21 protein-coding genes are annotated in these 26,293 nt (G+C 67.0%); 4 read left to right on the plus strand and 17 right to left on the minus strand.

Going from position 1 to position 26,293, the window contains the following annotated elements; all coding sequences use genetic code 11:
- Positions 1-33: 33 nt before the first annotated feature.
- The 4 genes from IEY84_RS03015 to IEY84_RS03030 form a co-directional block, all read right to left on the minus strand.
- The gene (locus tag IEY84_RS03015) at positions 34-3,909 is read right to left on the minus strand and encodes a DNA-directed RNA polymerase subunit beta' (RefSeq protein ID WP_183542083.1); all 3,876 of its coding nucleotides are present in this window, start codon (positions 3,907-3,909) and stop codon (positions 34-36) included.
- A gap of 85 nt (positions 3,910-3,994) precedes the next feature.
- Entirely contained in the window at positions 3,995-7,465 is a 3,471-nt protein-coding gene (gene rpoB / locus IEY84_RS03020; RefSeq protein WP_183542085.1) for a DNA-directed RNA polymerase subunit beta, read from the minus strand.
- Positions 7,466-7,814: 349 nt separating this feature from the next.
- Positions 7,815-8,789 (minus strand): J domain-containing protein, encoded by a 975-nt coding sequence (locus IEY84_RS03025; RefSeq protein WP_183542087.1) that lies wholly within the window; start codon positions 8,787-8,789, stop codon positions 7,815-7,817.
- Positions 8,790-8,797: 8 nt separating this feature from the next.
- Entirely contained in the window at positions 8,798-9,430 is a 633-nt protein-coding gene (locus IEY84_RS03030) for a hypothetical protein (RefSeq protein WP_183542089.1), read from the minus strand.
- Between the two features lie 22 nt (positions 9,431-9,452).
- On the opposite strand from IEY84_RS03030, the gene IEY84_RS03035 reads away from it, so the two are divergent.
- Entirely contained in the window at positions 9,453-9,611 is a 159-nt protein-coding gene (locus tag IEY84_RS03035; RefSeq protein WP_183542091.1) for a hypothetical protein, read from the plus strand.
- On the opposite strand, the gene IEY84_RS03040 is transcribed toward IEY84_RS03035, so the two are convergent.
- From IEY84_RS03040 to rplJ, 11 genes are all read right to left on the minus strand, one after another.
- Complete coding sequence (locus IEY84_RS03040; RefSeq protein WP_183542093.1) at positions 9,584-10,852, minus strand: MCE family protein; 1,269 nt, start codon at positions 10,850-10,852, stop codon at positions 9,584-9,586. The two genes, IEY84_RS03035 and IEY84_RS03040, sit on opposite strands and share 28 nt — an antisense overlap.
- A complete protein-coding gene (locus tag IEY84_RS03045) occupies positions 10,849-12,321 on the minus strand; it encodes an MCE family protein (protein WP_183542095.1) in 1,473 nt (490 codons plus the stop codon). The genes IEY84_RS03040 and IEY84_RS03045 overlap by 4 nt, the downstream gene beginning before the upstream one ends.
- Entirely contained in the window at positions 12,318-13,460 is a 1,143-nt protein-coding gene (locus tag IEY84_RS03050) for an MCE family protein (RefSeq protein ID WP_183542097.1), read from the minus strand. Before IEY84_RS03050 ends, IEY84_RS03045 begins: the two co-directional genes overlap by 4 nt.
- Complete coding sequence (locus IEY84_RS03055; RefSeq protein WP_183542099.1) at positions 13,457-14,434, minus strand: MCE family protein; 978 nt, start codon at positions 14,432-14,434, stop codon at positions 13,457-13,459. The genes IEY84_RS03050 and IEY84_RS03055 overlap by 4 nt, the downstream gene beginning before the upstream one ends.
- Complete coding sequence (locus IEY84_RS03060) at positions 14,431-15,483, minus strand: MCE family protein (protein WP_183542101.1); 1,053 nt, start codon at positions 15,481-15,483, stop codon at positions 14,431-14,433. Before IEY84_RS03060 ends, IEY84_RS03055 begins: the two co-directional genes overlap by 4 nt.
- Positions 15,480-16,841 carry an MCE family protein gene (locus IEY84_RS03065; RefSeq protein ID WP_229788249.1) on the minus strand — a complete coding sequence of 454 codons (1,362 nt, stop codon included), beginning with the start codon at positions 16,839-16,841 and terminating at the stop codon, positions 15,480-15,482. The genes IEY84_RS03060 and IEY84_RS03065 overlap by 4 nt, the downstream gene beginning before the upstream one ends.
- Positions 16,838-17,665 (minus strand): MlaE family ABC transporter permease, encoded by an 828-nt coding sequence (locus IEY84_RS03070; protein WP_183542103.1) that lies wholly within the window; start codon positions 17,663-17,665, stop codon positions 16,838-16,840. The genes IEY84_RS03065 and IEY84_RS03070 overlap by 4 nt, the downstream gene beginning before the upstream one ends.
- Positions 17,666-17,677: 12 nt before the next feature.
- Positions 17,678-18,463 (minus strand): MlaE family ABC transporter permease, encoded by a 786-nt coding sequence (locus IEY84_RS03075; protein ID WP_160025586.1) that lies wholly within the window; start codon positions 18,461-18,463, stop codon positions 17,678-17,680.
- Positions 18,463-19,446 (minus strand): ABC transporter ATP-binding protein, encoded by a 984-nt coding sequence (locus tag IEY84_RS03080; protein WP_183542105.1) that lies wholly within the window; start codon positions 19,444-19,446, stop codon positions 18,463-18,465. The genes IEY84_RS03075 and IEY84_RS03080 overlap by 1 nt, the downstream gene beginning before the upstream one ends.
- Before the next feature lie 399 nt (positions 19,447-19,845).
- Positions 19,846-20,232 (minus strand): 50S ribosomal protein L7/L12, encoded by a 387-nt coding sequence (gene rplL, locus IEY84_RS03085; protein ID WP_091042766.1) that lies wholly within the window; start codon positions 20,230-20,232, stop codon positions 19,846-19,848.
- Positions 20,233-20,323: 91 nt separating this feature from the next.
- Positions 20,324-20,905 (minus strand): 50S ribosomal protein L10, encoded by a 582-nt coding sequence (rplJ, locus tag IEY84_RS03090; RefSeq protein WP_183542107.1) that lies wholly within the window; start codon positions 20,903-20,905, stop codon positions 20,324-20,326.
- A 245-nt stretch (positions 20,906-21,150) separates the two neighbouring features.
- On the opposite strand from rplJ, the gene IEY84_RS03095 reads away from it, so the two are divergent.
- Positions 21,151-22,140 carry an aldo/keto reductase gene (locus tag IEY84_RS03095; protein WP_183542109.1) on the plus strand — a complete coding sequence of 330 codons (990 nt, stop codon included), beginning with the start codon at positions 21,151-21,153 and terminating at the stop codon, positions 22,138-22,140.
- Between the two features lie 246 nt (positions 22,141-22,386).
- Positions 22,387-23,586, plus strand: a complete 1,200-nt coding sequence (locus IEY84_RS03100; protein WP_183542111.1) for an MFS transporter — start codon at positions 22,387-22,389, stop codon at positions 23,584-23,586.
- A 62-nt stretch (positions 23,587-23,648) separates the two neighbouring features.
- Here the strand turns inward: IEY84_RS03100 and IEY84_RS03105 are convergent, their stop codons facing one another.
- Together IEY84_RS03105 and IEY84_RS03110 are read right to left on the minus strand one after the other, a co-directional pair.
- Complete coding sequence (locus IEY84_RS03105; protein WP_183542113.1) at positions 23,649-24,359, minus strand: maleylpyruvate isomerase family mycothiol-dependent enzyme; 711 nt, start codon at positions 24,357-24,359, stop codon at positions 23,649-23,651.
- A gap of 90 nt (positions 24,360-24,449) precedes the next feature.
- Entirely contained in the window at positions 24,450-24,995 is a 546-nt protein-coding gene (locus IEY84_RS03110; RefSeq protein ID WP_229788250.1) for a CGNR zinc finger domain-containing protein, read from the minus strand.
- Positions 24,996-25,059: 64 nt separating this feature from the next.
- Here IEY84_RS03110 and IEY84_RS03115 point away from each other — a divergent pair, with 64 nt between their 5' ends.
- Positions 25,060-26,232, plus strand: a complete 1,173-nt coding sequence (locus IEY84_RS03115; protein ID WP_183542116.1) for an MFS transporter — start codon at positions 25,060-25,062, stop codon at positions 26,230-26,232.
- Positions 26,233-26,293: the final 61 nt, after the last annotated feature.

The following is a 26,293-nucleotide window of genomic DNA, read 5'->3' on the forward strand; positions in this document are numbered from 1 at the left end:
TCCCGAAGGAGGCGGGGCCATCAGCTGACTACATCACGACTGGTAGGAACCGAAGTCGAAGTCGTCCAGCGCGACGGCCTGGCCGCCGGTGTTGCCGAACTCGTAGTCGTAGTTGTCGTAACCGGTGACGGAGTACGCCGCGGCGCGAGCCTCGTCGGTCGGCTCGACCTTGATGTTCCGGTAGCGCTCCAGGCCGGTGCCGGCCGGGATGAGCTTACCGATGATGACGTTCTCCTTCAGACCGCGCAGCGAGTCCGAGCGGCCGTTGATGGCAGCGTCGGTGAGGACGCGGGTGGTCTCCTGGAAGGAGGCCGCCGACAGCCACGACTCGGTGGCCAGCGAGGCCTTGGTGATGCCCATCAGCTCCGGACGACCCGAGGCCGGCTTGCCGCCCTCGGAGACCACGCGCCGGTTCTCCGACTCGAAGTCGATGCGGTCGGCCAGGTCGGACGGCAGCAGGTTGGTGTCACCGGACTCGAGCACCGTGATCCGGCGCAGCATCTGCCGCACGATGATCTCGATGTGCTTGTCGTGGATGGACACGCCCTGAGACCGGTAGACCTGCTGGACCTCGTCGACGAGGTGCTGCTGGGTCTTGCGGACACCGAGGATACGGAGGACCTCCTTGGGGTCCGGCGTACCGATGGTCAGCGGCGCGCCGACCTCGATGTGGTCGCCGTCGCCAACGCGCAGACGCGAGCGGCGCGACACCACGTACTCCTTGACCTCGGAGCCGTCGTCCGGGGTGACCAGGACCTTGCGGGCCTTGTCGGTCTCCTCGATCTCGACGCGACCGGCGACCTCGGAGATCGGCGTGACACCCTTCGGCGTACGCGCCTCGAAGAGCTCGACGACACGCGGCAGACCCTGCGTGATGTCGTCGGCCGACGCCACACCACCGGTGTGGAAGGTACGCATGGTCAGCTGGGTGCCGGGCTCACCGATGGACTGGGCGGCGATGATGCCGACCGCCTCACCGATGTCGACGAGCTTGCCGGTGGCCAGCGAGCGGCCGTAGCACTTGGCACACGTACCCGTGCGGGCCTCACAGGTGAGGACCGAACGGACCTTGACCTCGGTGATGCCGGCGCGAACCAGCTCCTCGATCTTGACGTCGCCCAGGTCCTCGCCGGCGACGGCGAGAACCTCGCCGGTCGACGGGTGCTCGATGTCGACGGCAGCCGTGCGAGCGTACGCAGCGGTCTCGGCGTTGTCGTCCTTGACGACGACGCCGCCGGCCTCGACACCGATGACCTTGGGCAGACCACGCTCGGTGCCGCAGTCGTCCTCACGGATGATGACGTCCTGCGAGACGTCCACCAGACGACGGGTCAGGTAACCCGAGTCGGCGGTACGCAGCGCGGTGTCGGCCAGACCCTTACGAGCACCGTGGGTGGAGATGAAGTACTCCAGGACGGAAAGACCCTCGCGGAAGTTCGACTTGATCGGCCGCGGGATGATCTCACCCTTCGGGTTCGCCACCAGACCTCGCATGGCGCCGACCTGACGGATCTGGTTGAAGTTACCCGACGCACCCGAGGTGACCTGCATGTAGATCGGGTTCTTGCGGTCGAACGCCTTCTCCATGGCGGCACCGACGACCTTGGCGGCCTCGGTCCAGATCTCGACGAGCTCCTGACGGCGCTCCTCGTCGGTGACCAGACCACGCTCGAACTGCTTCTGCACCTTGGCAGCCTGCGTCTCGAACGTCTCCAGGATCTCGGCCTTGTTCGGCGGCGTGGTGACGTCGTCGATGGAGACCGTGACACCCGAACGGGTGGCCCAGTGGAAGCCGTTGTCCTTGAGCGCGTCCAGCGACGCCGCGACCTCGACCTTGGTGTAACGCTCGGCCAGGTCGTTGATGATCGCGCCGAGCTGCTTCTTACCGACCTCGTAGTTCACGAAGGGGTAGTCGGCGGGGAGGGTGTCGTTGAAGATCACCCGGCCCAGCGTGGTCTCCAGGACGAGCGGGTCGCCCGCGGTCCAGCCCTCCGGCACGTCGTAGCCGATCGGCGGGACGATGTCGTCGAGACGGATCTTGATCTTCGACTGCAGCGTGATCTCGAGGTGGTCGAAGGCCATGATGGCCTCGGCCGGGGACGAGAACGCACGACCCGCACCGACCTCGTCCTCGCGGTCCGAGGTGATGAAGTAGAGACCGATGATCATGTCCTGGGTCGGCATGGTGACCGGACGACCGTCGGACGGCTTGAGGATGTTGTTGGTCGAGAGCATCAGGATGCGAGCCTCGGCCTGGGCCTCTGCCGACAGCGGCAGGTGGACAGCCATCTGGTCACCGTCGAAGTCCGCGTTGAACGCGGTGCAGACGAGCGGGTGCAGTTGGATGGCCTTACCCTCGATCAGCTGGGGCTCGAAGGCCTGGATGCCGAGGCGGTGCAGGGTGGGCGCACGGTTCAGCAGAACCGGGTGCTCGGTGATGACCTCTTCGAGGACGTCCCACACGACCGGGCGGGCCCGCTCGACCATCCGCTTGGCCGACTTGATGTTCTGAGCGTGGCTCAGGTCCACCAGGCGCTTCATCACGAACGGCTTGAACAGCTCCAGGGCCATCTGCTTCGGCAGACCGCACTGGTGCAGCTTGAGCTGCGGACCGGAGACGATGACCGAACGGCCGGAGTAGTCGACGCGCTTACCGAGCAGGTTCTGACGGAAGCGACCCTGCTTGCCCTTGAGCATGTCGGAGAGCGACTTCAGCGGGCGGTTGCCCGGCCCGGTGACCGGACGGCCGCGACGACCGTTGTCGAACAGCGAGTCGACGGCCTCCTGCAGCATCCGCTTCTCGTTGTTCACGATGATCTCGGGGGCACCGAGGTCAAGGAGACGCTTGAGGCGGTTGTTGCGGTTGATCACACGACGGTAGAGGTCGTTGAGGTCGGAGGTCGCGAAGCGGCCACCGTCGAGCTGCACCATCGGGCGCAGGTCCGGCGGGATGACCGGGACGGCGTCGAGCACCATGCCGGTCGGCTGGTTGCCGGTCTTGCGGAAGGCGTCGACGACCTTGAGGCGCTTGAGCGCACGGACCTTGCGCTGACCCTTGCCGGTGGCGATGGTCTCGCGCAGGTTCTCGACCTCGGCCTCGATGTCGAAGTTCTCGAGGCGCTTCTGGATCGCCGTGGCGCCCATGTGGCCCTCGAAGTACTTCCCGAACCAGGTCTTCATCTCGCGGTAGAGGAGCTCGTCACCCATGAGGTCCTGGACCTTCAGGTTCTTGAAGGTGTCCCAGACCTCGTCGAGACGGTTGACCTCACGCTCGGTGCGGTCGCGCAGCTGCTTCATCTCGCGCTCGGCGCCGTCCTTGACCTTGCGCTTGACGTCGGACTTGGCGCCCTCGGCCTCGAGCGCGGCCAGGTCGGTCTCGAGCTTCTTGGCGCGGTCGTTGATCGCCACGTCGAGCCGGCTGGTCAGCATCTTGCGCTGCTGGTCGACCTTGGCCTCGAGCGAGGACAGGTCGCGGTGACGCGAGTCCTCGTCGACCGAGGTGATCATGTACGCAGCGAAGTAGATGACCTTCTCCAGGTCCTTCGGAGCGAGGTCGAGCAGGTAGCCCAGCCGCGACGGAACGCCCTTGAAGTACCAGATGTGGGTCACCGGGGCGGCGAGCTCGATGTGGCCCATCCGCTCACGGCGCACCTTGGAGCGGGTGACCTCGACGCCACAGCGCTCGCAGATGATGCCCTTGAAGCGCACGCGCTTGTACTTGCCGCAGTAGCACTCCCAGTCCCGGGTCGGACCGAAGATCTTCTCGCAGAAGAGGCCGTCACGCTCGGGCTTGAGCGTGCGGTAGTTGATGGTCTCAGGCTTCTTGACCTCGCCGTGGCTCCACGCGCGGATCTCGTCCGCGGTAGCCAGGCCGATCTTGAGCTGATCGAAGAAGTTGACGTCGAGCACGGTGGCTTCCAGTTCCTTCGTTAGTTCTTGGAAAGTTCAAAGGGGACTGAGGGAGGGAGGTACGCCGAGGCGTACCTCCCACTCGTCAGACTTCCTCTACGGAAGAGGGCTCGCGACGGGAGAGGTCGATGCCGAGCTCCTCGGCGGCGCGGAAGACGTCTTCCTCCGCGTCACGGAGCTCGATCGCCGAACCGTCCTGGCTCAGCACCTCGACGTTCAGGCACAGCGACTGCATCTCCTTGACGAGAACCTTGAACGACTCCGGGATACCCGAGTCGGGGATGTTCTCGCCCTTGACGATCGCCTCGTACACCTTCACGCGGCCGGGCACGTCGTCCGACTTGATGGTCAGGAGCTCCTGCAGGGCGTAGGCGGCGCCGTACGCCTCCATCGCCCAGACCTCCATCTCACCGAAGCGCTGGCCACCGAACTGGGCCTTACCGCCGAGCGGCTGCTGGGTGATCATCGAGTACGGACCGGTCGAACGCGCGTGGATCTTGTCGTCGACCAGGTGGTGCAGCTTGAGGATGTACATGTAGCCCACGGCCACCGGCTCCGGGAACGGCTCGCCGGAGCGACCGTCGAAGAGGCGGGCCTTGCCGTCGGTGCCGACCACACGCCGACCGTCCCGGTTGGGGAGGGTCGCGCTGAGCAGACCGGTGATCTCGTCCTCACGCGCACCGTCGAAGACCGGGGTGGCCACCTTGGTGCCCGGGTCGGCCTTGTCGGCGTGGATCTTGATGAGGCGCTGCTTCCAGGCGCTGTCCTCGGGGTCCTCGGAGAGGTTGAGGTCCCAGCCCTGCTTGGCGAGCCAACCGAGGTGGAGCTCCAGGACCTGTCCGATGTTCATACGACGCGGAACACCGAGCGGGTTGAGCAGGACGTCGACCGGGGTGCCGTCCTCCATGAACGGCATGTCCTCGACCGGCAGGATCTTCGCGATGACGCCCTTGTTGCCGTGACGGCCGGCGAGCTTGTCACCCACGGAGATCTTGCGCTTCTGCGCCACGTAGACCCGAACCAGCTGGTTCACGCCCGGGGGCAGCTCGTCGCCCTCCTCACGGTCGAAGACGCGGACACCGATGACGGTGCCCTCCTCGCCGTGCGGAACCTTCATCGAGGTGTCGCGGACCTCGCGCGCCTTCTCACCGAAGATCGCGCGGAGCAGGCGCTCCTCCGGGGTCAGCTCGGTCTCGCCCTTCGGGGTGACCTTGCCGACCAGGATGTCACCGGTGGTGACCTCGGCGCCGATGCGGATGATGCCGCGCTCGTCGAGGTCGGCCAGCATCTCCTCGGAGACGTTCGGGATGTCCCGGGTGATCTCCTCCGGACCCAGCTTGGTGTCGCGAGCGTCGACCTCGTGCTCCTCGATGTGGATCGAGGTGAGGTAGTCCTGCTGCACCAGACGCTGGGAGAGGATGATCGCGTCCTCGTAGTTGTGGCCCTGCCACGACTGGAAGGCGACCAGGAGGTTGGCACCCAGCGCCATCTCGGCACCCTGGGTCGCCGGACCGTCGGCCAGCGGGGAGCCGACCTCGACCCGGGCGCCCTCGTCGACCAGCGGCTGCTGGTTGACGCAGTTGCCCTGGTTGGAGCGCTCGAACTTCGCGAGCTTGTACGAGGTGTAGGTGCCGTCGTCGTTGAGGGTCTCGATCAGGTCGGAGGAGACCTCCTTGACCACACCGGCCTTCTTCGCGACGAGCACGTCACCGGCGTCGACAGCCGCGCGGTACTCGATGCCCGTGCCGACCAGCGGCGAGTCGCTGCGGACCAGCGGCACCGCCTGACGCTGCATGTTGGCGCCCATGAGCGCACGGTTGGCATCGTCGTGCTCGAGGAACGGGATCAGCGCGGTCGCGACCGACACCATCTGGCGCGGCGAGACGTCGATGTAGTCGACCTCGTCGGCCAGGAGCTCGGAGACCTCACCGTCGCGCTGGCGGACCAGCACGCGCTCGGTCGCGAACTTCATGTTCTCGTCGACGGCCGCGTTGGCCTGCGCGATGACGTAGCGGTCCTCGTCGTCGGCGGTCAGGTAGTCGATCTTGTCGGTGACGACGCCGTTCTCCACCTTGCGGTAGGGCGTCTCGACGAAACCGAACGGGTTGATCCGGCCGAAGGAGGCCAGCGAACCGATCAGACCGATGTTGGGACCTTCAGGGGTCTCGATCGGACACATCCGGCCGTAGTGCGACGGGTGGACGTCTCGGACCTCCATGCCGGCGCGGTCACGGGAGAGACCACCCGGGCCGAGAGCCGACAGACGCCGCTTGTGGGTCAGGCCCGCGAGCGGGTTGTTCTGGTCCATGAACTGCGACAGCTGCGAGGTGCCGAAGAACTCCTTCAGCGCAGCGACGACGGGACGGATGTTGATCAGGGACTGCGGCGTGATCGCCTCGACGTCCTGGGTCGTCATCCGCTCGCGCACCACGCGCTCCATACGAGCAAGACCCGTACGCAGCTGGTTCTGGATCAGCTCGCCGACCGTACGCATCCGGCGGTTGCCGAAGTGGTCGATGTCGTCGGCGGCAACGTCGGTGAGGCCGGCCGGCATCTCGAGCTGCGTACGCCCGTCGTGCAGCGCGACGATGTACTTGATCGTCGCGACGATGTCGTCGACGGTCAGCGTCTGCTGGTCGAAGGCCTCGGTCAGACCGAGCTTCTTGTTGACCTTGTAGCGACCGACCTTGGCGGTGTCGTAGCGCTTCGGGTTGAAGTAGTAGTTGTTCAGCAGCGTCTGCGCGGCCTCACGCGTGGGGGGCTCGCCCGGGCGCAGCTTGCGGTAGATGTCGAGCAGCGCGTCGTCCTGCGCGGTGGTGCTGTCCTTCTCGAGGGTCAGCATCATCGACTCGTACTCGCCGAACTCTTCGCGGATCTGCTCGTTGGTCCAACCGAGGGCCTTGAGCAGCACCGTGACGTTCTGCTTGCGCTTGCGGTCGAGGCGGACGCCGACCAGGTCGCGCTTGTCGATCTCGAACTCGAGCCAGGCACCGCGGCTCGGGATCAGCTTGGCGGTGTAGATGTCCTTGTCGGACGTCTTGTCGGCGGTGCGCTCGAAGTAGACGCCCGGGGACCGGACGAGCTGCGAGACGACGACGCGCTCGGTGCCGTTGATGACGAAGGTGCCCTGTTCGGTCATGAGCGGGAAGTCACCCATGAAGACCGTCTGGCCCTTGATCTCACCAGTGTCGTTGTTGGTGAACTCCGCCGAGACATAGAGAGGCGCGGAGTAGGTGAAGTCCTTCTCCTTGCACTCCTCGACGGTGTACTTGGGGTCGTAGAAGACAGGGCTCTCGAACGAGAGGGACATCGTCTCCGAGAAGTCCTCGATCGGGGAGATCTCCTCGAAGATCTCCTGCAGACCGGACTTGTGAGACACGTCCTCACCCGCTGCTTCGCGGGCGGCAACCTGCTCCTGCCAGCGCTCGTTACCGATCAGCCAGTCGAAGCTGTCGGTCTGGAGGGCGAGGAGCTTGGGAAGCTCGAGAGGCTCTGAGATCTTTGCGAAAGAGATGCGGCGAGGGGTGGAGTCACCCGACGAGGTGCGCGCGGCCAAGAGGAATCCTTCGACAAGGTTCGCAGGTGGATTCGCAGCACGCCGACCACCGAACAGCCACCGGGCAGGCTGAGGGGCATATGAAGGCATGCGCAAAGCGCCATCGTACGCCATAAAAGCGCACTTCACAACACCGGGCCTAGTTAATAGTCCGGCGTACCTTCATTCACACCTGCGGCGCCCGAGCTTCGGCGTTGGTGGTGCACTGCCTTGTCGAGCATCGCGGATGATCATGCGCCTCATCGGCACCTCGGGTCAAGCGTCCGAGCCAATCGGTCCGCCTCCCGGGAAGTTGTTCCAATCACTTGACAGGTAGCGCAAAGACGCGGCCGACGGGCCCCGCGGCGCACTAGTCCTGGCTGGGCCGCGTCTCGACCTTGTCCACCAGCCACTCGTCGTCGACCTTCGCCATCGTCAGCATCGCGTACTCCTGGTAGCCGATCGGCGTGCTCCGCTGGGCGTTGGTGACCTGGCGGTCGACCAGGACCAGGACCTGCACGGTCTCCTCGGAGACCCGGATGACACCGGCGTCGACAGGCGGGAGCGTCTTCACCACGGTCTTCGTCTGCGGGACGTTGTCGACGAGCACCGCGAAGAGACGGTCGTAGTCCTCGCGGTAGTCCTTCGTCATCACCTCGTGAGCCTTGCTCTTCGACTCGTCCATCTTGCTGTGGTCGTAGGAGAGCAGCGGGACGACGGCCTTCTTCGCCGCCTCGAGCGCCTCCGCGCCCTGCTCCTCGACGAGGAGCTTGTGCTTGCGGGTGATCTGCTTGCCGACCGCACCCTCGACCGTGCTGGTCGTGACGTTGTCGTTCGAGACGGTGACGACCTTCTCCTGCCCGAAGAAGACCACGCCGGCGGCGATGACCGCGGCCACGGCAAGGGCACCTGCGGCGATCAGCCCCCACGTCGGGACCACCGGCAGCGTACGGCCGGCGGACTCGTTCGCGTCGGCGTCAGGGCTGTCGGCGTCAGGGCTGTCGGCATCAGGCTCCGGAGCGTCGCGTACGTCGGCGATCGCCCCGGCCTCGACGAAAGCGGTCTCCTCGATGACCTCAGCGTCGTTGCCGGCCTCGTCCTCGTCGACCTCAGCCTCGTCGACCTCAGCCTCGTCGACCTCAGCCTCCTGGCGAGCGGCGAGGTCAGCGTCGTACGCAGCCCGCTTCTCCTCGTCCAGCAGGACGGCGGCTGCCTCGTTGAGGGTGCGGAAGCGGCGGTCGGTCGGGTCCAGGTCGGCGATCGCGGCCTTCCATGCCGCGCGGATCTCGGCTGTGGAGGCGTCGGGCTCGACGTCGAGCAGGTCGTACCAGGTCGGTGAACTCATCGGCGAGCTCATGGGGTCACCCCTTCGCTGGGCTCCGCGGTGGGAGCCTCCTCGGCGGGATACCAGTCGTCGACCAGCCACTCCCCGTTCTGCTTCACGAGCTCCACCTCGGTCCGGGCGAGCTGACGCGCCGCCTCGGCACGCTCCTCGGAGCCCTCGGACTTCGGGTAGCTGATCGCGAGCTCCGCCACGACCAGCACGGTCGCGCTGTCCTCGTCGAGGCCGGCGACCGCTGTGCTGTGCACGTCGCTGGTGCGGCCGACGCCCTGCTGGACGACGGTGGCCTCGGCGAAGGCGACGTTGCCCAGGAAGCTCTTCTCGAACTTGGGGGTCAGCAGCTCGCCGACCTTCTCGCGATAGGTCGGCATGGTCTTCTTGTCGCTGCCGATGTCTTCGGGGCCGTAGTCGTTGACCCGCTGGACGAACTTGTCGGCCGCCGCCATCACCTGCTCGCGCTGGCTCACCACGGACTCGTCGGCGCCGCGGGTCAGCTGCCAGCCGACGTAGCCGACAGCAGCGAGGATGAGGGCGACCAGCAACGCCAGGATGCCCCAGCGGAGCAGAATCGTCCGCTTGTCGCTCGCCCGGCCGGAGGCTGCGCCGGTCTCCGCGGCGGGGCCGGGATCGGTCGTGGTGCTCAAAGGATCACTTTTCCTGTAGACGTTGCGGTCAGTGGTCGGCGAGGAGCCAGTTCCAAGCATCAACACCGTACGCCGCGACCGGATCGAGCCGATGCGGCACCGCTCCGGGAGCCCGTTCCCGTCCGCGGCGGTGGTGGTGGTCGGCTGGTCCGGCTACTCGGTCTCCATGGGCTGGAGGTAGAGCCACTTCCAGGCGTCGTCCCCGTAGGAGGACGGAGCCGCGGTCGACACCGAGGCGTCCTCGGTCTCGCTCCAGGTCAGCTCGCCGGTCTCGGGGTCGAAGGTGGCGATCGAGCCGGTCTCACCAGCAGCTGCCCGCGGCAGCTGGCTGGATCCACGCGGGTTCGACTTGCTCGGGTCCTCGGTGCAAGAGACCTCCGTGTTGAACGGACGGCTCTGCAGGTCCAGCGGGCTGCGCTTCTTCGTGCTCTCGTAGCCCTGCTTGCACGGCGTCTGGGTGGTCAGCGCCAACCCGAAGTGGGCCTGCGCCAGGCCGGGGTTGCCGACGTCGACGACCGCGAAGCTTCCCTCGACCACGGTCGGGAAGATCGAGAGCAGGTGCTTGACGCCCGGAAGGTTTTTCCGGACGACCTTGCCGGTCACCAGCACCTCGTTGAGGAGCTCGCTGATCTCGACCTCGTTCTGCTCCAGGAACTGACGCAGCTCGACGGAGCTGGCCGAACCGCTCTCGATCAGCCTGATCAGGTCCTTGTTGGAGCCGGCCAGGGTGCCGGTGAACAGCTCCAGGTCGGTCGCGAAGGACTTGATCGCCGAGCTGCTGTCGAGCTGCCCCTGGAGGACCGTGTTGCTGTCCCGGATCAGCTGCGTGGTGAGCTCGAAGTTCTGGTCGGCGGTCTCCACGAAGGCGGTGCCGGTGTCGATGATGGTCTGCAGGTCCTGGCCGGTGCCGGCGAAGCTCTTGCCGAGCTCGTCGACGGTCGTCGTGAGCGCCTTCTGGTCGACCGAGTTGACCGTCGTGGCGACATCCTCGAGAAGCTTCTCGGTCGGCAGCGGCGTGGTCGTGGCAGCGCGGGCGATCTCCGAGCCGTCCTCTAGGTAGGGCGCGCCCTTGGACTGAGGCTGCAGCTCGACGTACTGCTCACCGACGGCCGAGCGGTTGCCGACCACGGCGAGGCTGTCTGCCGGGATCTTGTCCTGCCAGTCCTTGTCGATCTTCAGGGTCACATCGACCCCGGAGCGGTTGAGCACCAGCTCACCGACCTGGCCGATCTTGACGCCCCGGTAGTCGACCTCGGCATCCTCGTAGATGCCGCCGGACTGCGCGAAGTGGGCGACCACGACGTAGTGGTCCTTGACGAACAGGGACCCCAGGCGCGCGTAGCGCGCACCCACGAAGCTGACCCCGACGAGGGTGATCAGCAGGAAGACCATCAGCTGCATCTTCGTTCGGCGGGTGATCATGAGACGCCCTCCTGGTGGGTGTTGCCCGAGGTGCTCAGCGCCGGGATCATCAGCGAGGTCAGACCGGGGTCGAGCTCCTTGCTCAACTCGTCGTAGGTCACCGCGTGGGTCCCTGGTGTCGCACCAGCACGACAGAAGAGGATCAGGACACACCCGGACCCGTCGTCGGTGGTGCTCCCGCCGCTGGCGGGCGGCGCCACGCCGAGCCCGAGAAAACCTTCGAGGGTCTTGCCGATCGATCGGAGCAGCCCCGTCACGCACGCGGCGGGAGCGTCGGACTGCCCGGTCAGCGCCTCCTGGCAGGTGTCGATGGCACCGGCCAGCCCGCCCTCGTTGCAGACGTTCGTGAGGTTGTTGAGCCAGTCGAGGGCCGTCTTCTCGTCGGGGAACGTCTTGATCTTGCGGTTGATCTCGTCGAGACCCCAGCAGACCGTGTCACCGACCCGCGGCGCGTTCTGGAGCAGCGTGTCCAGGTTGAGGTCGAGGGTGACATCGAGGTTGACGAAGTCGCCCTGGTGCAGGTTGCGGGCGGTCTGCGGCGAACCGCCGACGGCCGCGTCGACGAACGGGTAGGTGAGGATCGTGTTCATCGCCCGGACGAACTTGTCGCCGGAGTCGGCCAGGTTCGAGAGGACCGGCTCGAGGTCCTTGATGATGCCGATGGTGTTGTCCTTGGACGCCCTGATGACGCGTACGCCGGTGTCCCCGAGCCGCTCGAGGGCCTTGAGCATCTTGACCAGGTCAGCACGCTGCGTGTCGATGCTCGAGATCGCCGAGGGCAGCTCGTCGAGCGCGGCGTCGATGGAGCCCATCTGCGCGTTGGTGGCCTTCGCCAGCCCATCGAGCGCCTCGATGGCCGCGACGATCTTCTCCTTGTTGTTGTCGAGATCGCGCGCCAGCTGCTCCACCTGGTGGAGAACGGAGCGAGCTGCGTCCTCACGACCGGCAAGCGCCTTGTTGAGCTCCGTCGAGATCGTCTTGAGCTGGGCCACACCGCCACCGTTGAGCAGCAGGCTCAGCGCGCTGAAGACCTCTTCGATCTCCGGGTTGCGGCCGGTCTGCGACAGCGGGATGGTGGAGCCGTCGGCGAGCTTGGTCGACTCAGGCTCGGCCGGGCGCTCCAGGGCGACGAACTTCTCGCCGAGCAGCGAGGTCTGCTGGATGGAGGCGCGCGCGTTGGACGGCAGGTCGACGTCCTTCTTGATCAGCATCTCGACGGTCGCGACACCATCGTCGAGCCAGACCTTGTCGATCTTGCCGACGTCGATGTCCTCGAGCTTCACCGTCGACTGCGGCACCAGGTCGAGGACGTCCTGGAACTGAGCAGTCACCGAGATCGCGTCGTTGCCGGCGTCCACACCGCCCGGCAGCGGGAGGTCGTACACGGAGAAGGTCCCACAGCCGGTCAGCACCATGGCTCCGACGATCACGCCCACGAATGCCTGGACGGCACGCTTCATCGCGGTCATCGTTTCACCTCCACCAGGCCGCCGAGCGACATGTCGTAGGGGACGCCGTAGGACGAACCGGTGCCGAGGCCGATCGCCGCGGACCGGTTCAGTCCCGGCAGCTGTCGGATCTGGGAGCAGGTCTCGGCGCTGCTGCCGTTGGTCGCCTGGTCCACGAGGCTGCACAGGAACGACGCCGGGTTCTCGAGGATCTCGTCGAGGACCATGGTGATGTTCGCGTTGGTGTCGAGCGTGCCGGTCTCCGGGTTGTACGCCAGGCCCAGGTTGTTGAGCGCCAGCGGCGCGGTCCGGAGGCTCTCGTCGAGCGCCTTGCGCTGCCGTACGAGCACCTTCGCGATCCGGTTGAGGCTCTGGATGTCCTCGCGCAGGATCGCCTTGTTGTCCCGGACGAACTGGGTCACCTTGGTCAGCGCCACCGAGAGGTTCTTCATCGACGCCGCGAGCTCCTCACGCTCGCCCTCGAGCATGGAGGAGACCTCCGCGAGGGCCTGGGCGAAGTCGCGTACTGTCTTGTCGTTCTCGGCGAGAGTGCCGATGAAGCCCTCGAGCTGCTCGGCGGAGTTGAAGAACTGTTCGTCACGGTTGTCGAGCGTCTTGGTCAGCTTGCCGAGGTCGCCGACGGTCGAGTTGATCTTCTCGCCCTGTCCGCCGAGGTTCTTCGCGGTCTGCTGCAGCAGGTCGGTGAGGGCGCCGTTCTTGTTGGCGCCGTCCGGACCGATCGCGACCACCAGGTCGTCCACGCTGGAGTAGATCTGGTCGAGCTCGACCGGGACCGAGGTCTTGTCGGTGCTCAGCACCGCGCCGTCGGCCAGCTTCTTCCCGCCGTCGTAGGCGGGCGTGGCCTGGACGTAGCGGTCGCCGACGATCGAGGGCGAGATGACCACTGCCTTCGCGTCTGCGGGCAGGTTGACGTCGTTCTTGTAGGTCATGGTGACCTTGACGTCGGTGCCGTTCGGCTCGACCTCGGTCACCTTGCCGACGGCGACACCAAGCACCCGCAGGTCGCTGCCCTCATAGAGCGAGACCGTGCGCGGGAAGTGCGCCACCAGCGTCTTCTCGCCGGTGTCGCGGACCAGGGCCCACGCTCCGACGGCGAGAATCAGGGCACCGATGATGGTCGGGACGATGATCTTGTTCATGGGGTCTTCCCCCCAGTAAGAGCCGGGACGGGAGGCATGTTCTGGATGTAGGTGTCCCACCAGGGGCCGTTGCCGAGGGTGTTGTTGAAGACCTTGTAGAACGGCGCCATCAGCTGCAGCGACTTCTCGAGGTTCTCCTCGTTCTTCGTGAACACGTCGAGGATCACGTCGAGGCTCTCGAGCGCGGGCTTGAGGTCGGCGCGGCTGTCATCGACCAGCTGGGAGAGCTCCTTCGAGAGCTGCTGGGTGGAGATGAGCAGGTTGTGGACCGCCTCCCGACGCTGGATCAGCGCCGCGAAGAGCTGGTTGGCATCGTTCATCAGGGTGATCAGGTCTCCGTCGCGCTCGTCGAGCACCTTGGTCACCCGGTCGAGCTGGGTCAGCAGCGACTCGATGCGCTCGTCCTTGGCGGCCAGGTTGCGGGAGAGGTCCGAGACGCCGGTGAGGGCCGCCTGGAACTCCTCGGGCGTCGACCGGGTCAGGTCGGCGAGCGTGGTGAGCGCTGCGGCCAGCTGGTCCTTGTCGATGTTGGCGGAGGTGTCGGCCAGGCCCTCGAAGGCCTCGACGACGTCGAAAGGAGACTCGGTGCGGTCCACCGGGATGGTCGCGCCCGCCCGCATCTGACCTTCACCGGCGGGCTGCAGCTCGAGGAACATGTCGCCGAGCAGCGTCTTCACTCGTACGCCCGCCCCGGAGCCCTCGCCGAAGTTGACCTTCTCGCGGATCTTGAAGCCGACCTTGACCTGGTTGCCGTCGAGCTCGATCGAGTCGACCTTGCCGACCCGGACACCGGCCACGCGGACCTCGTCGCCGGTCTTCAGGCCACCAGCCTCGGAGAAGTTGGCGTAGTAGGTGGTGCCACCACCGATCAGCGGCAGGCTGTCGGCCTTGAACGCCATCACCATGAGCATGGCGAGGACGGCGATCGAGACGGCGCCGATCTTGACAGGGTTACGTTCGCGGAAGGGAATCATCCGAGGTTGCACCTCGCTTGACCGGGCTTGTAGAGATCGATGAACTGGTCCTTGCCCTCAGCGTCCCGGATCGTCCCACGCAGGCCGCAGAGGTAGAAGTTGAACCAGCCGCCGTAGCTCGCGGTCGCACCGATCTTGTCCAGCTTGATGGGCTGGAGCTGGAGGGCGTCGTCGAGCTGCTTCTTGTCCTTGGCGACCTCGTCGGAGAACCTCCGGGCCTCGCGCAGATCCTCCAGGAGCGGGTCCTTCGCCTCGTGCACCAGGTCGGCGGTCTCCACCGAGAGCGCCGAGATCTGGTCGAGGGAGCCCAGGATCGCCTCACGGTCGTTGTTGAGACCGCCGACGAAGTCACGGAAGGTCACGATCAGCCTGGAGAGCTCCTTCTCCCGGTCGCCCACGTGCTCGAGCACCTCGGTGAGGTTGTCGATCAGGGCGTTGATGATCTGGTCCTTCTCGGCCAGCGTCGAGGTCAGCGAGGCCGTGTGGGAGAGCAGGCTCTCCAAGGTGCCGCCCTCGCCCTGGAACACCTGGACGATCTCGTAGGAGAGGGTGTTGACGTCGTTGGGCGACAGCGCCTGGAAGAGCGGCTTGAACCCGTTGAAGAGCACGGTCAGGTCGAGAGCCGGGTGGGTCTGTCCGACCGGGATGGTCTGGCCCTCCTGCATCGCCGACGCGTCGCCCACCAGCTGGTTGGTCAGCGCGAGGTAGCGCTGGCCGATCAGGTTGCGGTACTTGATCGTCGCCTCGGTCGTGGTCGCGATCTGCTGCGCGCTGTCGACCGAGAACGTGACCACGGCGCTGCGGGCGTCGTCGGAGATCTCGATGTCTTTGACCGAGCCGACCTTGACCCCGGCGATGCGTACGTCGTCGCCCTTGTTCACACCGGTGACGTCGGTGAAGACCGCCTTGTACTCATCGGTCTGCCCGAAGGTGACGTTGCCGATCGTGATCGCGAGCAGGGCGGTCGCCAGCGTCGTGACGATCACGAAGATGATCAGCTTCCAGAAGTCCTGGAAGGTCTTGGCGTCGAAGAGCTTCACTGCGCTCATTCGTAGCTCACCGCCGCTCCACGCGCCGCCGGACCGAGCATCAGCGCGCCGAGGTCAGGGACCTCGTCGGCACTCATGCCCATCCCCGGGGCGAACAGCTCGTTGATGACATCGGCCTCGGCCGACGTACCGACGTAGGACAGGGCCGAATACTCGGTGGTCCCGGTGGCGGAGCGCATCACGCCCTTTCCGGTGGGCTCGTCGACGCCGTCGTCCTTGTTCGGGAACGGGGCGAACGGCTTGTCCTGGGTCCACGACGCGTTCGGGAGCTCGCCGCACTGGGGACCGCTGTCCTCGCCGTAGCGCGGCTTGTCCTTGGTCGAGTACGGACGGGTCAGGTGCGGGAGGGTCTCGAGCGTGATGTGGACGGTGTAGTTGCGGAACACCTCGGTGAACTCGTCGGTCAGCACGTCCATGCCTCCGATCAGACAGGGGAACACCGGCGCATAGCGGGCCAGCGCCTGGGTGACCGGCCGGCCGACCTCGCCGAGCTGGATCAGCGTGTCGCCGTTCTCGTCGAGGAACCCGTCGGCGGTGTTCGAGAACGCCGTCACATCGGTCAGCATCTTGTTGAGCTGCACCTCTCGGTCCTCGAGCGTGGTCGCGGTGACGATGGTGTTGCGGAGGATCTGGCCGATCTCCGGCAGCACTGCCTGGTAGGTGCCCGAGACCTCGGTGGCGAGCTCGAGGTCCTCGATCAGCGCCGGGATCTCGGGGTTGAGCCGCTTCAGGTAGGAGTCGAGGGTGTCGAGCGACTCACCGAGCTTGTCGCCGCGCCCCTCGAGCGCGGTGGCGAGCGCGTTGAGCGTGTTGTTGAGATCGGCCGGCTGGATCGTCCGCAGCAGCGGGTAGAGGTCGCGCAGCACGGCCTGGACCTCGGTGGCCATCCTCGTCTTCTCGATCACGGCGCCCGCCTGGATGGGCTCGGTGAACTCGGTGTCGGGCGGGACCAGCGAGACGTACTTCTGCCCGAAGAGGGTCTTGGGAAGGATCGCACCGGTCACGTCGGGGTGGACCTTGCTGATCTCCTCGGGGAACAGCCCCAGGGTCAGCTCGGCGCCCTCGTCGGTCGGCTTCATCTCGAGGACCTCGCCGACGATCAGTCCGCGGACCTTGACGTCGGCACGGTCGGGAAGCTGCAGACCGATGCGGTCGGCCTTGAGGGTGATCTCCTCGAAGTCGCCGAACTTGTTGGTGAACTGCGCCCAGGTCAGGGCGAGCGCGGCGAGGACCAGGGCGATGAAGACGACGCCGAGGACCTTCCCCTTCTGCCTGCCCCACGCGAGCGCTGCCGCGCTCCTCTTGTGCGGGGCCGGCACGTGGTGCTCGACGCTGTCACGGCTGAGTGTCTGAGTCATCCGGCCAACCTCACCGTCGTCGTGCTGCCCCAGATCGCCATCGACAGCATCAGGTCGAGCACGGAGACAGCCACGATGCTCGTACGCACCGCCTTACCGACCGCGACGCCGACGCCGGCGGGACCGCCGGAGGCGTTGTAGCCGTGGTAGCAGTGGATCAGGATCACCACGACCGCGAAGATCAGCACCTTGCCGAAGGACCAGAGCACGTCCACCGGCGGCAGGAAGGTGTTGAAGTAGTGGTCGTAGGTGCCGGCGCTCTGACCGTAGAAGAGGATCACCGTGAACCGGGTGGCGACGTACGAGGACAGCAGACCGACCACGTAGAGCGGCACGATCGCGATCAGGCCGCCGATCATCCGGGTGGTGACCAGGAAGGGCAGCGACGGGATCGCCATCACCTCGAGCGCGTCGACCTCCTCCGAGATCCGCATCGCGCCGAGCTGGGCGGTGAAACCACAGCCGACCGTCGCCGCGAGCGCGATCCCCGCGACCAGAGGCGCGATCTCACGAGTGTTGAAGTAGGCCGACACGAACCCGGAGAACGCCGAGGTGCCGAGCTGGTCGAGCGCGGTGTAGCCCGAGAGCCCGACCTGGGCCCCGGTGAAGAAGGTCATCGCCAGGATCACGCCGACGGTGCCGCCGATGACGGCCAACGCCCCCGAGCCGAGCGTGACCTCCGCCAGGATCCGGAGGATCTCCTTCTTGTAGCGCCGAAGCGTGCGCGGGAACCACGACACCGCGCGCAGGTAGAAGCCGAGCTCGTCACCGAGGTGGTCGAGGCTCTTGGCAGGCTTCTCGTAGATCGACTTGATGTTCGCCATCCGTCTCGCCTCCTATCCGGACTTGCTCGGGATGATCTGCAGGAAGATCGCAGACATCACGAAGTTCACGATGAACAGCAGCAGGAACGTGATGACGACCGACTGGTTCACGGCATCGCCGACGCCCTTGGGGCCACCGCCGGCGTTCATGCCCATGTATGAAGCCACGATCGCCGCGATCAGACCGAACACGAGCGCCTTCGCGAGGCCCTGCCACAGGTCGGCCATCTGCGCGAGCGCAGTGAAGCTGGCCAGGTAGGCACCGGGGGTGCCGCCCTGGATGATGACGTTGAAGACGTAGCCGCCCATGACACCGACGATCGAGACCAGGCCGTTGAGAAAGACCGCGATCATCATGCAGGCGAGCACACGCGGGACCACCAGACGCTGGATCGGGTCGATGCCCAGAACCATCATCGCGTCGAGCTCTTCACGGATCTTGCGAGCACCGAGGTCGGCGGCGATCGCCGAGCCACCAGCACCCGCGACCAGCAGCGCGGTCGCGATCGGGGCAGCCTGCTGCACGACCGCGAGGACCGCAGCCGAGCCGACGAAGGACTGCGCACCGAACTGGGCCACGAGGCCACCGACCTGCAGCGCGATGACCGCGCCGAAGGGGATGGCCACCAACGCGGTCGGGACGATCGTCACCGACGCGATGAACCAGGCCTGCTGGATGAACTCGCGGAACTGGAAGGGGCGCCGGAAAACGGCACGGCCCACATCCAGCCCGAACGCGAAGAGCGAGCCAGCGGTCCCGATCGGCTTCAGGACCCTGGCGGCGGTCAGAGATGACATCAGTAAGGAGCCTCTGTAGGAGCTGCTTTCACGCCACCAGGGGCCATGGCGGCATCTGCCTGGAACGACCCCGGCGGCGGGGTGACACCGTTCTCCCGGCACCAGGCGCCCGGCGGACGCTGGTATTTGCGCGGGATGCCGTTGGACGGCTCGAGCTGCATCGGGATCGGCGGGAGCGGCGGCAGGCCCATGTCCTTCTCCGCGGCCAGCTCGTCGGCGTCCTTCTCCTCGGACATGCCGATCGGACCGATGGTCTGGGCGTTGAGGAACTGCCGCACGACGGGCTCCTCGGAGCTGAGGAGCATCTCGCGGGGGCCGTACATGGCCAGGTGCTTGTGGTAGAGCAGCCCGATGTTGTCCGGCACCGTACGCGTCGAGTTGATGTCGTGGGTCACGATCAGGAACGTGGCGTCGATCTGCGCGTTCAGGTCGATGAAGAGCTGGTTGATGAACGCCGTACGCACCGGGTCCAGACCCGAGTCGGGCTCGTCGATCAGCAGGATCTCGGGGTCGAGGACGAGGGCACGCGCCAGACCGGCCCGCTTGCGCATACCGCCGGAGATCTCGCCGGGGAGCTTGTTCTCGGCGCCGATGAGACCGACCAGGTCCATCTTCTCCATGACGATGTTGCGGATCTCGGACTCGCTCTTCTTCGTGTGCTCACGAAGCGGGAAGGCGACGTTGTCGAACAGGTCCATCGACCCGAACATGGCGCCGTCCTGGAACAGGACGCCGAACAGCTTGCGGACCTCGTAGAGGTCCTTCTCCGAGCAGCTGGCGATGTCGACACCCTCGATGACCACGGAGCCCTGATCGGGCTTGATCAGACCGATGAGGGTCTTGAGGAGCACCGACTTACCCGTGCCGGACGGCCCCAGCATCACACTGATCTCGCCCGCAGGCAGCGTCAGCGTGACGTCTTTCCAGATGAGCTGCTTACCAAAGCTCTTGGTCAGCCCTTCGATCTTTACGTCTACACCCATCCGGGCCGGCTCCCTTCCTGTTCGCGGGGGTCTCCCTCAAGTCCCCTACTGCCCGACTAACGGCAGAGTGTGACAGTGGTTACGCATTTTCCGCGACACGCGTCACACTTTTGTAAACCATAGTGGCCTGCGAACGGTGACGGTGATCACCACCCGAGACGAAGTCCCCCGCTGACGCCTTGGCGATCGGATCGGGCGAATCCTCTCGTCCGGCGCGTGTTCAAGATAACGAAACGAACCGCGGGGGGCTACTCCCGAGTAGCCCCCCGCGGTTCGAACGATCACAAGCTGCGCTGCAACTTGACCGACCTGTAGCGGAATTGTTCCCGCTATGTAGCAAGCCCGGGCCCGGCGGAAACCGCCGAACCCGGGCTGAGAGCTAGGGCCGAAGCCCTCAGATCACTTGACAGTGACGGTGGCGCCGGCGGCCTCGAGGGCCTCCTTCGCCTTGTCAGCGGTCTCCTTGTTGGCGGCCTCGAGGACAGCCTTGGGGGCGCCCTCGACGAGCTCCTTGGCCTCCTTCAGACCGAGGGAGGTCAGAGCGCGCACCTCCTTGATGACGTTGATCTTCTTGTCACCAGCGGACTCGAGGATGACGTCGAACTCGTCCTTGGCCTCCTCAGCGGCGGCGGCCGGGGCACCCGGGGCGCCAGCGGCGGCGACGGCGACCGGAGCGGCGGCGGTGACGCCGAAGGTCTCCTCGAACTCCTTCACGAACTCGGAGAGCTCGATGAGGGTGAGCTCCTTGAACGCGTCGAGCAGCTCGGCGGTGGTGAGCTTAGCCATGATGGCTTCCTTTCTTGGTGGCCCCGTGCGTTGTTTGTTTGAGTACGCGGCGGGGCCGGGTTACAGGTGGTGGTTAGTTACGACCGGGGTCTCAGACCTCGGCCGGAGCCTCCTCGGCGGCAGCCGGCTCAGCGGCACCACCTGCGAGGATCGAGGGGTCCTCCGCGGCCTTGGCCTCGAGAGCGGCAGCGAGCTGCGCGGTCTTCGAGGGCAGAGCGTTGAAGGCGTACAGAGCCTGCGACAGCGACGCGGTGAACGCGCCCGCAAGCTTGGCGAGCAGGACCTCGCGCGACTCGAGGTCGGCAAGCTTGCCAACCTCAGCAGCGTCGATGGCCTTGCCGTCGAGGTACCCGCCCTTGATGACAAGGTTGGGGTTGGCCTTGGCAAAGTCACGCAGACCCTTGGCCGCCTCGACGACGTCACCCTTGATGAAGGCGATCGCGGTCGGGCCGGTCAGCAGGTCATCGAAGCCTTCGATGCCACTCTGGGAGGCAGCGATCTTGGCCAGCGTGTTCTTGACCACGGCGTAGTTTGCGTGCTCACCGAGCGAGCGACGAAGAGTCTTCAGCTCGCCGACGGTGAGCCCACGGTAGTCGGTCAGCACGGCACCGGTCGAGGCGCTGAACTCGTCAGCGATCTCGGCAACGGCAGCCTGCTTGTCAGCCCGCGCCATGGGTCTCCTTCTTCCGGGAATCGATCCCACCGGCGACGGGCCCGTGAATGACAAACGCCCCGAGCGCAGGCTCAGGGCGTGACGTATGATGTCGTCTTGCTCTTCACCTACGCTGGCCGTCCGCATCCTGCGGAACCTTCGATCGAGTGCATGCGCACCTGACAACCGGCGGTCTCTGGTTTCAGAACAATTATGCGTACGCCGCGGGGAGCCGCCAAATCGGCGGACCCACTAGGTTGTGCCGCATGGAGAGCCACACCTTCGGCAGGATCGGACGCTCGGCGTCGGTCATCGGTCTCGGCACCTGGCAGCTCGGTGCCGACTGGGGCGAGGTCAGCGAGTCCGATGCCCTGGCGGTGCTCGAGGCCGCGGTGGACGACGGGGTGACCTTCCTCGACACCGCGGACGTCTACGGTGACGGCCGCAGCGAGCAGGTGATCGGACGGTTCCTCCGGTCGCACGAGGGGATCTTCGTGGCGACCAAGATGGGACGCCGGGTGGACCAGGTGCCCGAGAACTACACGCTGAGCGCCTTCCGGACGTGGCTGGATCGGTCTCGATCGAACCTCGGGGTCGACACGATCGACCTGGTGCAGCTGCACTGCCCGCCGTCGGAGACGATCGAGTCCTCGGCCACCTATGACGCGCTGGACACGCTGGTCTCGGAAGGGGTGATCGCGGCGTACGGCGTCAGCGTGGAGACCTGCGACCAGGCCCTGGCGGCGATCGCGAGGCCCACCGTGGCCTCCGTCCAGATCATCCTGAACGCCTTCCGGCTCAAGCCGCTGGACCGCGTGCTTCCCGCGGCTGCGGAGGCCGGCGTCGGGATCATCGCGCGGGTGCCGCTGGCGTCGGGGCTGCTGTCGGGTCGCTACTCCGAGTCCACGACCTTCGCCGCCGACGACCACCGCACCTACAACCGTCACGGCGAGGCCTTCGACGTCGGCGAGACCTTCTCCGGCGTCGACTTCGCCACCGGTGTCGCGGCCGCCCAGGAGTTCGCCGCACTGGTGTCCGAGCACGGCCCCTCGGGCGCCACCCCTGCCCAGGTCGCCCTCGCCTGGGTCGCCCAGCAGCACGGGGTCACCACCGTCATCCCCGGCGCCCGCAACCCGTCCCAGGCCCACGCCAACTCCGCCGCCGGCTCGCTCCCGCCGCTCTCCGAAGCGCTGCTCTCCGGCGTACGCCGGATCTACGACACCCACTTCCGCGAGGCCGTCCACCCACGCTGGTGACCTCTCGGCGAGACGTCACCCCGGTCGGCCGAAGCGTCAGGCCCGTCGGCCGAAGCGTCACCACGTGACGTCTCGACCGACGGGAGCGACGTCTCGGCCGACCGCAGTGACGTCTCGGCGCTTCGCGCGGCCGCTCCGTCGCTCGGGACGAGCGGGAAGCGCGGACCTGCCGCTCGATATCGCTCCGGTCGTCTCGGCCGGCGGAAAAATAGTGAGCATTGGTAAGGAATCCGGCAGAGTAAAGGGGTGACGACGGAGACGACGACCGAGGAGTTCCGGTTCCGAGACATCGCGGTGGTGGCGTACGCGCCGTCGATCGTCAGCGCCATGGGGCACGGCGCGGTGATGCCAGTCCTGGCGCTCCAGGCCTCCGACCTGGGCGCGGACGCATCGATGGCGGCGTTCGTGGTCGCGCTGCTCGGGATCGGGTCGCTGGCCACGTCGCTGCCGGCCGGCTCGCTGGTGGCGCGGATCGGCGAGCGGCGTACGTTGATGGGAGCAGGGGCGCTCGACGCGGTCGCGATGACCGTGGCGTTCCTCAGCAATTCGGTCGCCGTGCTCGCCATCGCGGTCTTCGTGAGCGGAATGAGCTGGACCGCGTTCCTGATCGCCCGGCAGGGCTTCCTCATCGACGCGACCCCGCTCTCCCACCGGGCACGGGCGATGTCGCTGCTGGGCGGTTCGTTCCGGGTCGGGGTCTTCGTCGGACCGCTGCTCGGCGCCGGACTCATCCACGTCTTCGGCCTCCACGTGGTCTTCCTGTTCGCGGCCGCGATGTCGCTGTGCTCGGCGGTGATCGGCGGCTGGATGCCGGAGCTCGGCAGGACCCGGTCCCGCGAGCACGGCCACCTGAGCGTACGCAGCGTGCTGTGGGCCCACCGCCGGACCTTCGCGACACTCGGTGTCGCGGTGGTGATCATCGGGATCTCGAGGTCCGTACGCATCGGCCTGCTCCCCCTGTGGGCAGACCACATCCATCTCGACGCGTCGGTGGTGTCCCTGCTCTTCGCAGGTGCCGCGCTGGTCGACATCGCGCTCACCTTTCCCGGCGGCTGGCTGCTCGACCACCGTGGACGCCAGGTCGTTGCGATCCCGGTGGTGCTCTCCGTCGGTATCGGCTGCCTGCTGCTGCCTCTCACCGACTCGGCGCTCACGCTCGGCGCGGTGATGGCGCTGATCGCGGTCGGCAACGGCCTCGGCTCAGGGATCGTGATGACGCTCGGCGCCGATGCCGCGCCGGCAGACGGGCGGGCACAGTTCCTGGGCGGCTGGCGGCTGTGCGGCGACATCGGCGGCACCGGCGGGCCGCTGCTGGTCTCCGGTCTGGCCGCGGTCTTCTCGATCGCCGCCGCGCCGGTGGCGATCGGGCTCTTCTCGCTCGTCGGGGCGGTCTGGGTCGGGCACTGGACCGGCCGTGCCGACCGGTTGCGGCTCACCGGACGCTGACGGCTGGGTGCTGCCACTTCCGTGCACATGCGGGAAGTGACGCGGCGGGCCGACCGGTCGCCCTAGGGGACGATGGCGCGGGTCAGGGCCTCGTTGAGCGCGGCGGAGTCGCCGGTGACCGTCAGGCCGGCGGAGCTCGGGGAGGCGCGGCGCCACAGCAGGAGGGCGAGGCCTCGCGCCGACCCGGAGACGTACACCTTCTGCACCGCGTTCAAAGCCCCGATCGCCCAGGTGCGGTCGATATTGGTGGCGGTGAGCTCGATGCGGGTGACGATCTTGCGCGCGCGCTTCAACGCGATCTGCCGCGGATACATCACGGTCAGCACCTCGTCGACGGTGTCAGCCCAGAGCTCTGGCGTCGCCTCGGGCGCACTGAGGCCCAACGCCGAGCGGATGTCCCAGAGGTGGACCAGGCTCTCGTGCACCTGACGCCGGAACCAGAACGAGACCGGCCCGCGGCCGTCCTCGGTCAGCCCGTTGAGGATCCGGCCGGTCGCCTCCGGCCCCAGCGCCGAGAGCGTCTCACGCAGCTCGGCGGCCTGGGCCTCGTAGGTCGCGACCAGGTCCAACGGGACCGGCAGCGGCTCCTCGTCCTCGTCGCGCGCCATCGCGGCGGCCCAGTGGTGCACCCCGGCCAGGTGGTCAGCGAGGTCGCCGACCGACCAGTCGTCGCACGACGGCACCGGCAGATCCGGGTCGGCCTGCTTCAACGCGGCCGCGAACTCGGACTGCAGCTCTCCCAGGGTCACGAAGTAGTCATCAGGCGTCGGCACGACGCAGACCCTACTGGCAGCGGCGGCCGGCCTCAGCGGCATCTCGTCATCACCATGGCAAGCCGCTGCTCCAGGCTCGCATCCCGCAGCTCAGGAGGTGGCCCGGCGGGCCCGATGGGCGGCGGCCTTCACCCGGCTCTGGCATCGGGTGGAGCAGAAGCGCCGCCCGGCGTTCTTGGACGTGTCCACGAAGACCCGGTCGCACGGGTCGGCCCGACAGACGCCGAGGCGGCCGGCCAGGTCGGAGCCGATGGCCAGCGCCAGACCGGCGGCGATACCAGCACCCCAGCCGACCACGAGACCAGGATCGCGACCATGGAAGTGGAGCGCCCATCCTCCACCGCGGGCCCGGTCGAGCTGCGGGACCGAGCCCATCTCGCGCATGAGTGAGTTGACCTGGATCGCGGCGGTGTCCAGGTCGCCGCTCGCCGCAGCCTCGAACACCACGCGCAGCGATCCGGCCAACGCCACCATCCCATCAGCGTCAGCCCCGTCGACCTGCGGCTGGTAGTCGGGACGGGTCAACAGACCTTGCACGACCCCGGCGCGCTGCCCGAGCGGCGGCGGGTCGACGGCGCGGGTGCCGTCGTAACCGGCCGTCAGGGCGTTGACGAGCTTGCACGCCTGCTCGGTCACCGTATGCACGTGACTGTCGAAATGTATTTGACCAGTCACGGTCGTCGGATCTACGGTCTCGTTCATGACTGTCATTCAACCATTGACCAGTCACGAACGCGTGCGGTGGCCGCGGTTCCTCGTCGCTCTGGTCATCGCCCGAGCGGTCAACCGGCTGGGATCGTTCGCCATGGCCTTCCTCGCGGTCGCCCTGGTCGACGTCCACGGCGCCTCGCTCACGACCGCCGGAGCAGTCGTGGCCGCCTTCGGCCTCGCCACCATCCCCTCGCGCCTCCTCGGCGGCTGGATGGCCGACGCCGTGGGCCGGCGCCCGACGATCGTCACGGGACTGGTCGCCTGCGCAGCGGCCCAGCTCGTCATCGCCGCCTCCCCTGGTGTCGTCGGAGCGCTCATCGGCGCGACGCTGCTCGGGTTGGCCTACGAGATCTACGAGCCCGCCTCCCAGGCGCTGATCGCGGAGTCCGTCGAGCCAGAGCGACGGCCACAGGCGTACGGACTCTACGGCGCGGCGATGGCGGTTGCCGGCGTCGCCGCTGGCGCACTGGCGGCGATCGTGGGCGGCGTCGACCTTCGGCTCCTCTTCGTCGCCGATGCGCTCACGTGCCTGTGCGCGGCGGGACTGGTTCTCGCGCTCGTACGCGACACCAGCAGGCCACGCCCACGCCGGGACGAGTCTGGTGCAAGCCCCTGGCGTGACCGCCGGCTCCTGACGATGCTCGCCCTCGGCACCGGCTTCGCGACAGCCTGGATCCTGAGCGTGGTCGCCCTCCCCCTCACGGTCTCCGCTCGTGGGCACGACGCCGCGGCCACCGGGTGGCTGCTCCTGGTCGCCGCGCTGGTCACGATCGCCGGCCAACGCCTGCTCCGCGGCGCCGCCGCCCGACCGTTCCCGTTGATGCGCGCGGGTCTGCTCCTGATGGCCGGCGGCTTCGCCGTGATCGCGTACGCCGCCCCGTTGCCGCTGCTCGCGATCGGCTGCGCGATCGTCGCCCTCGGCGAGGTGCTCCTGCTCGGTCCGCCGATCGCGCTCGTGGCCGGGCTGGCCACGGACGTCACGCGTGCGGGCTACCTGGCGGCGTACGGAACGTGCTGGGGGATCGCACAGACGATCGGTCCGATGCTCGCGACCGGGCTGATGTCCATCGGGACACCGGTCGTCTGGCTCGCGGGCGCGGGCCTCTGCCTCGTTCTCGCGGCGGTCACTGCCGCTGTCGCCCGCGTCTGTTCACCGAGGTAACTCGGTCAGCACTCACTTCCTTCACGGAACTCCACGAGGGAAGTGCAGCCCTACCGAGTTA

The sequence above is a fragment of the Nocardioides albus genome (assembly GCF_014648255.1).
Classification (GTDB): Bacteria; Actinomycetota; Actinomycetes; order Propionibacteriales; family Nocardioidaceae; genus Nocardioides; species Nocardioides albus.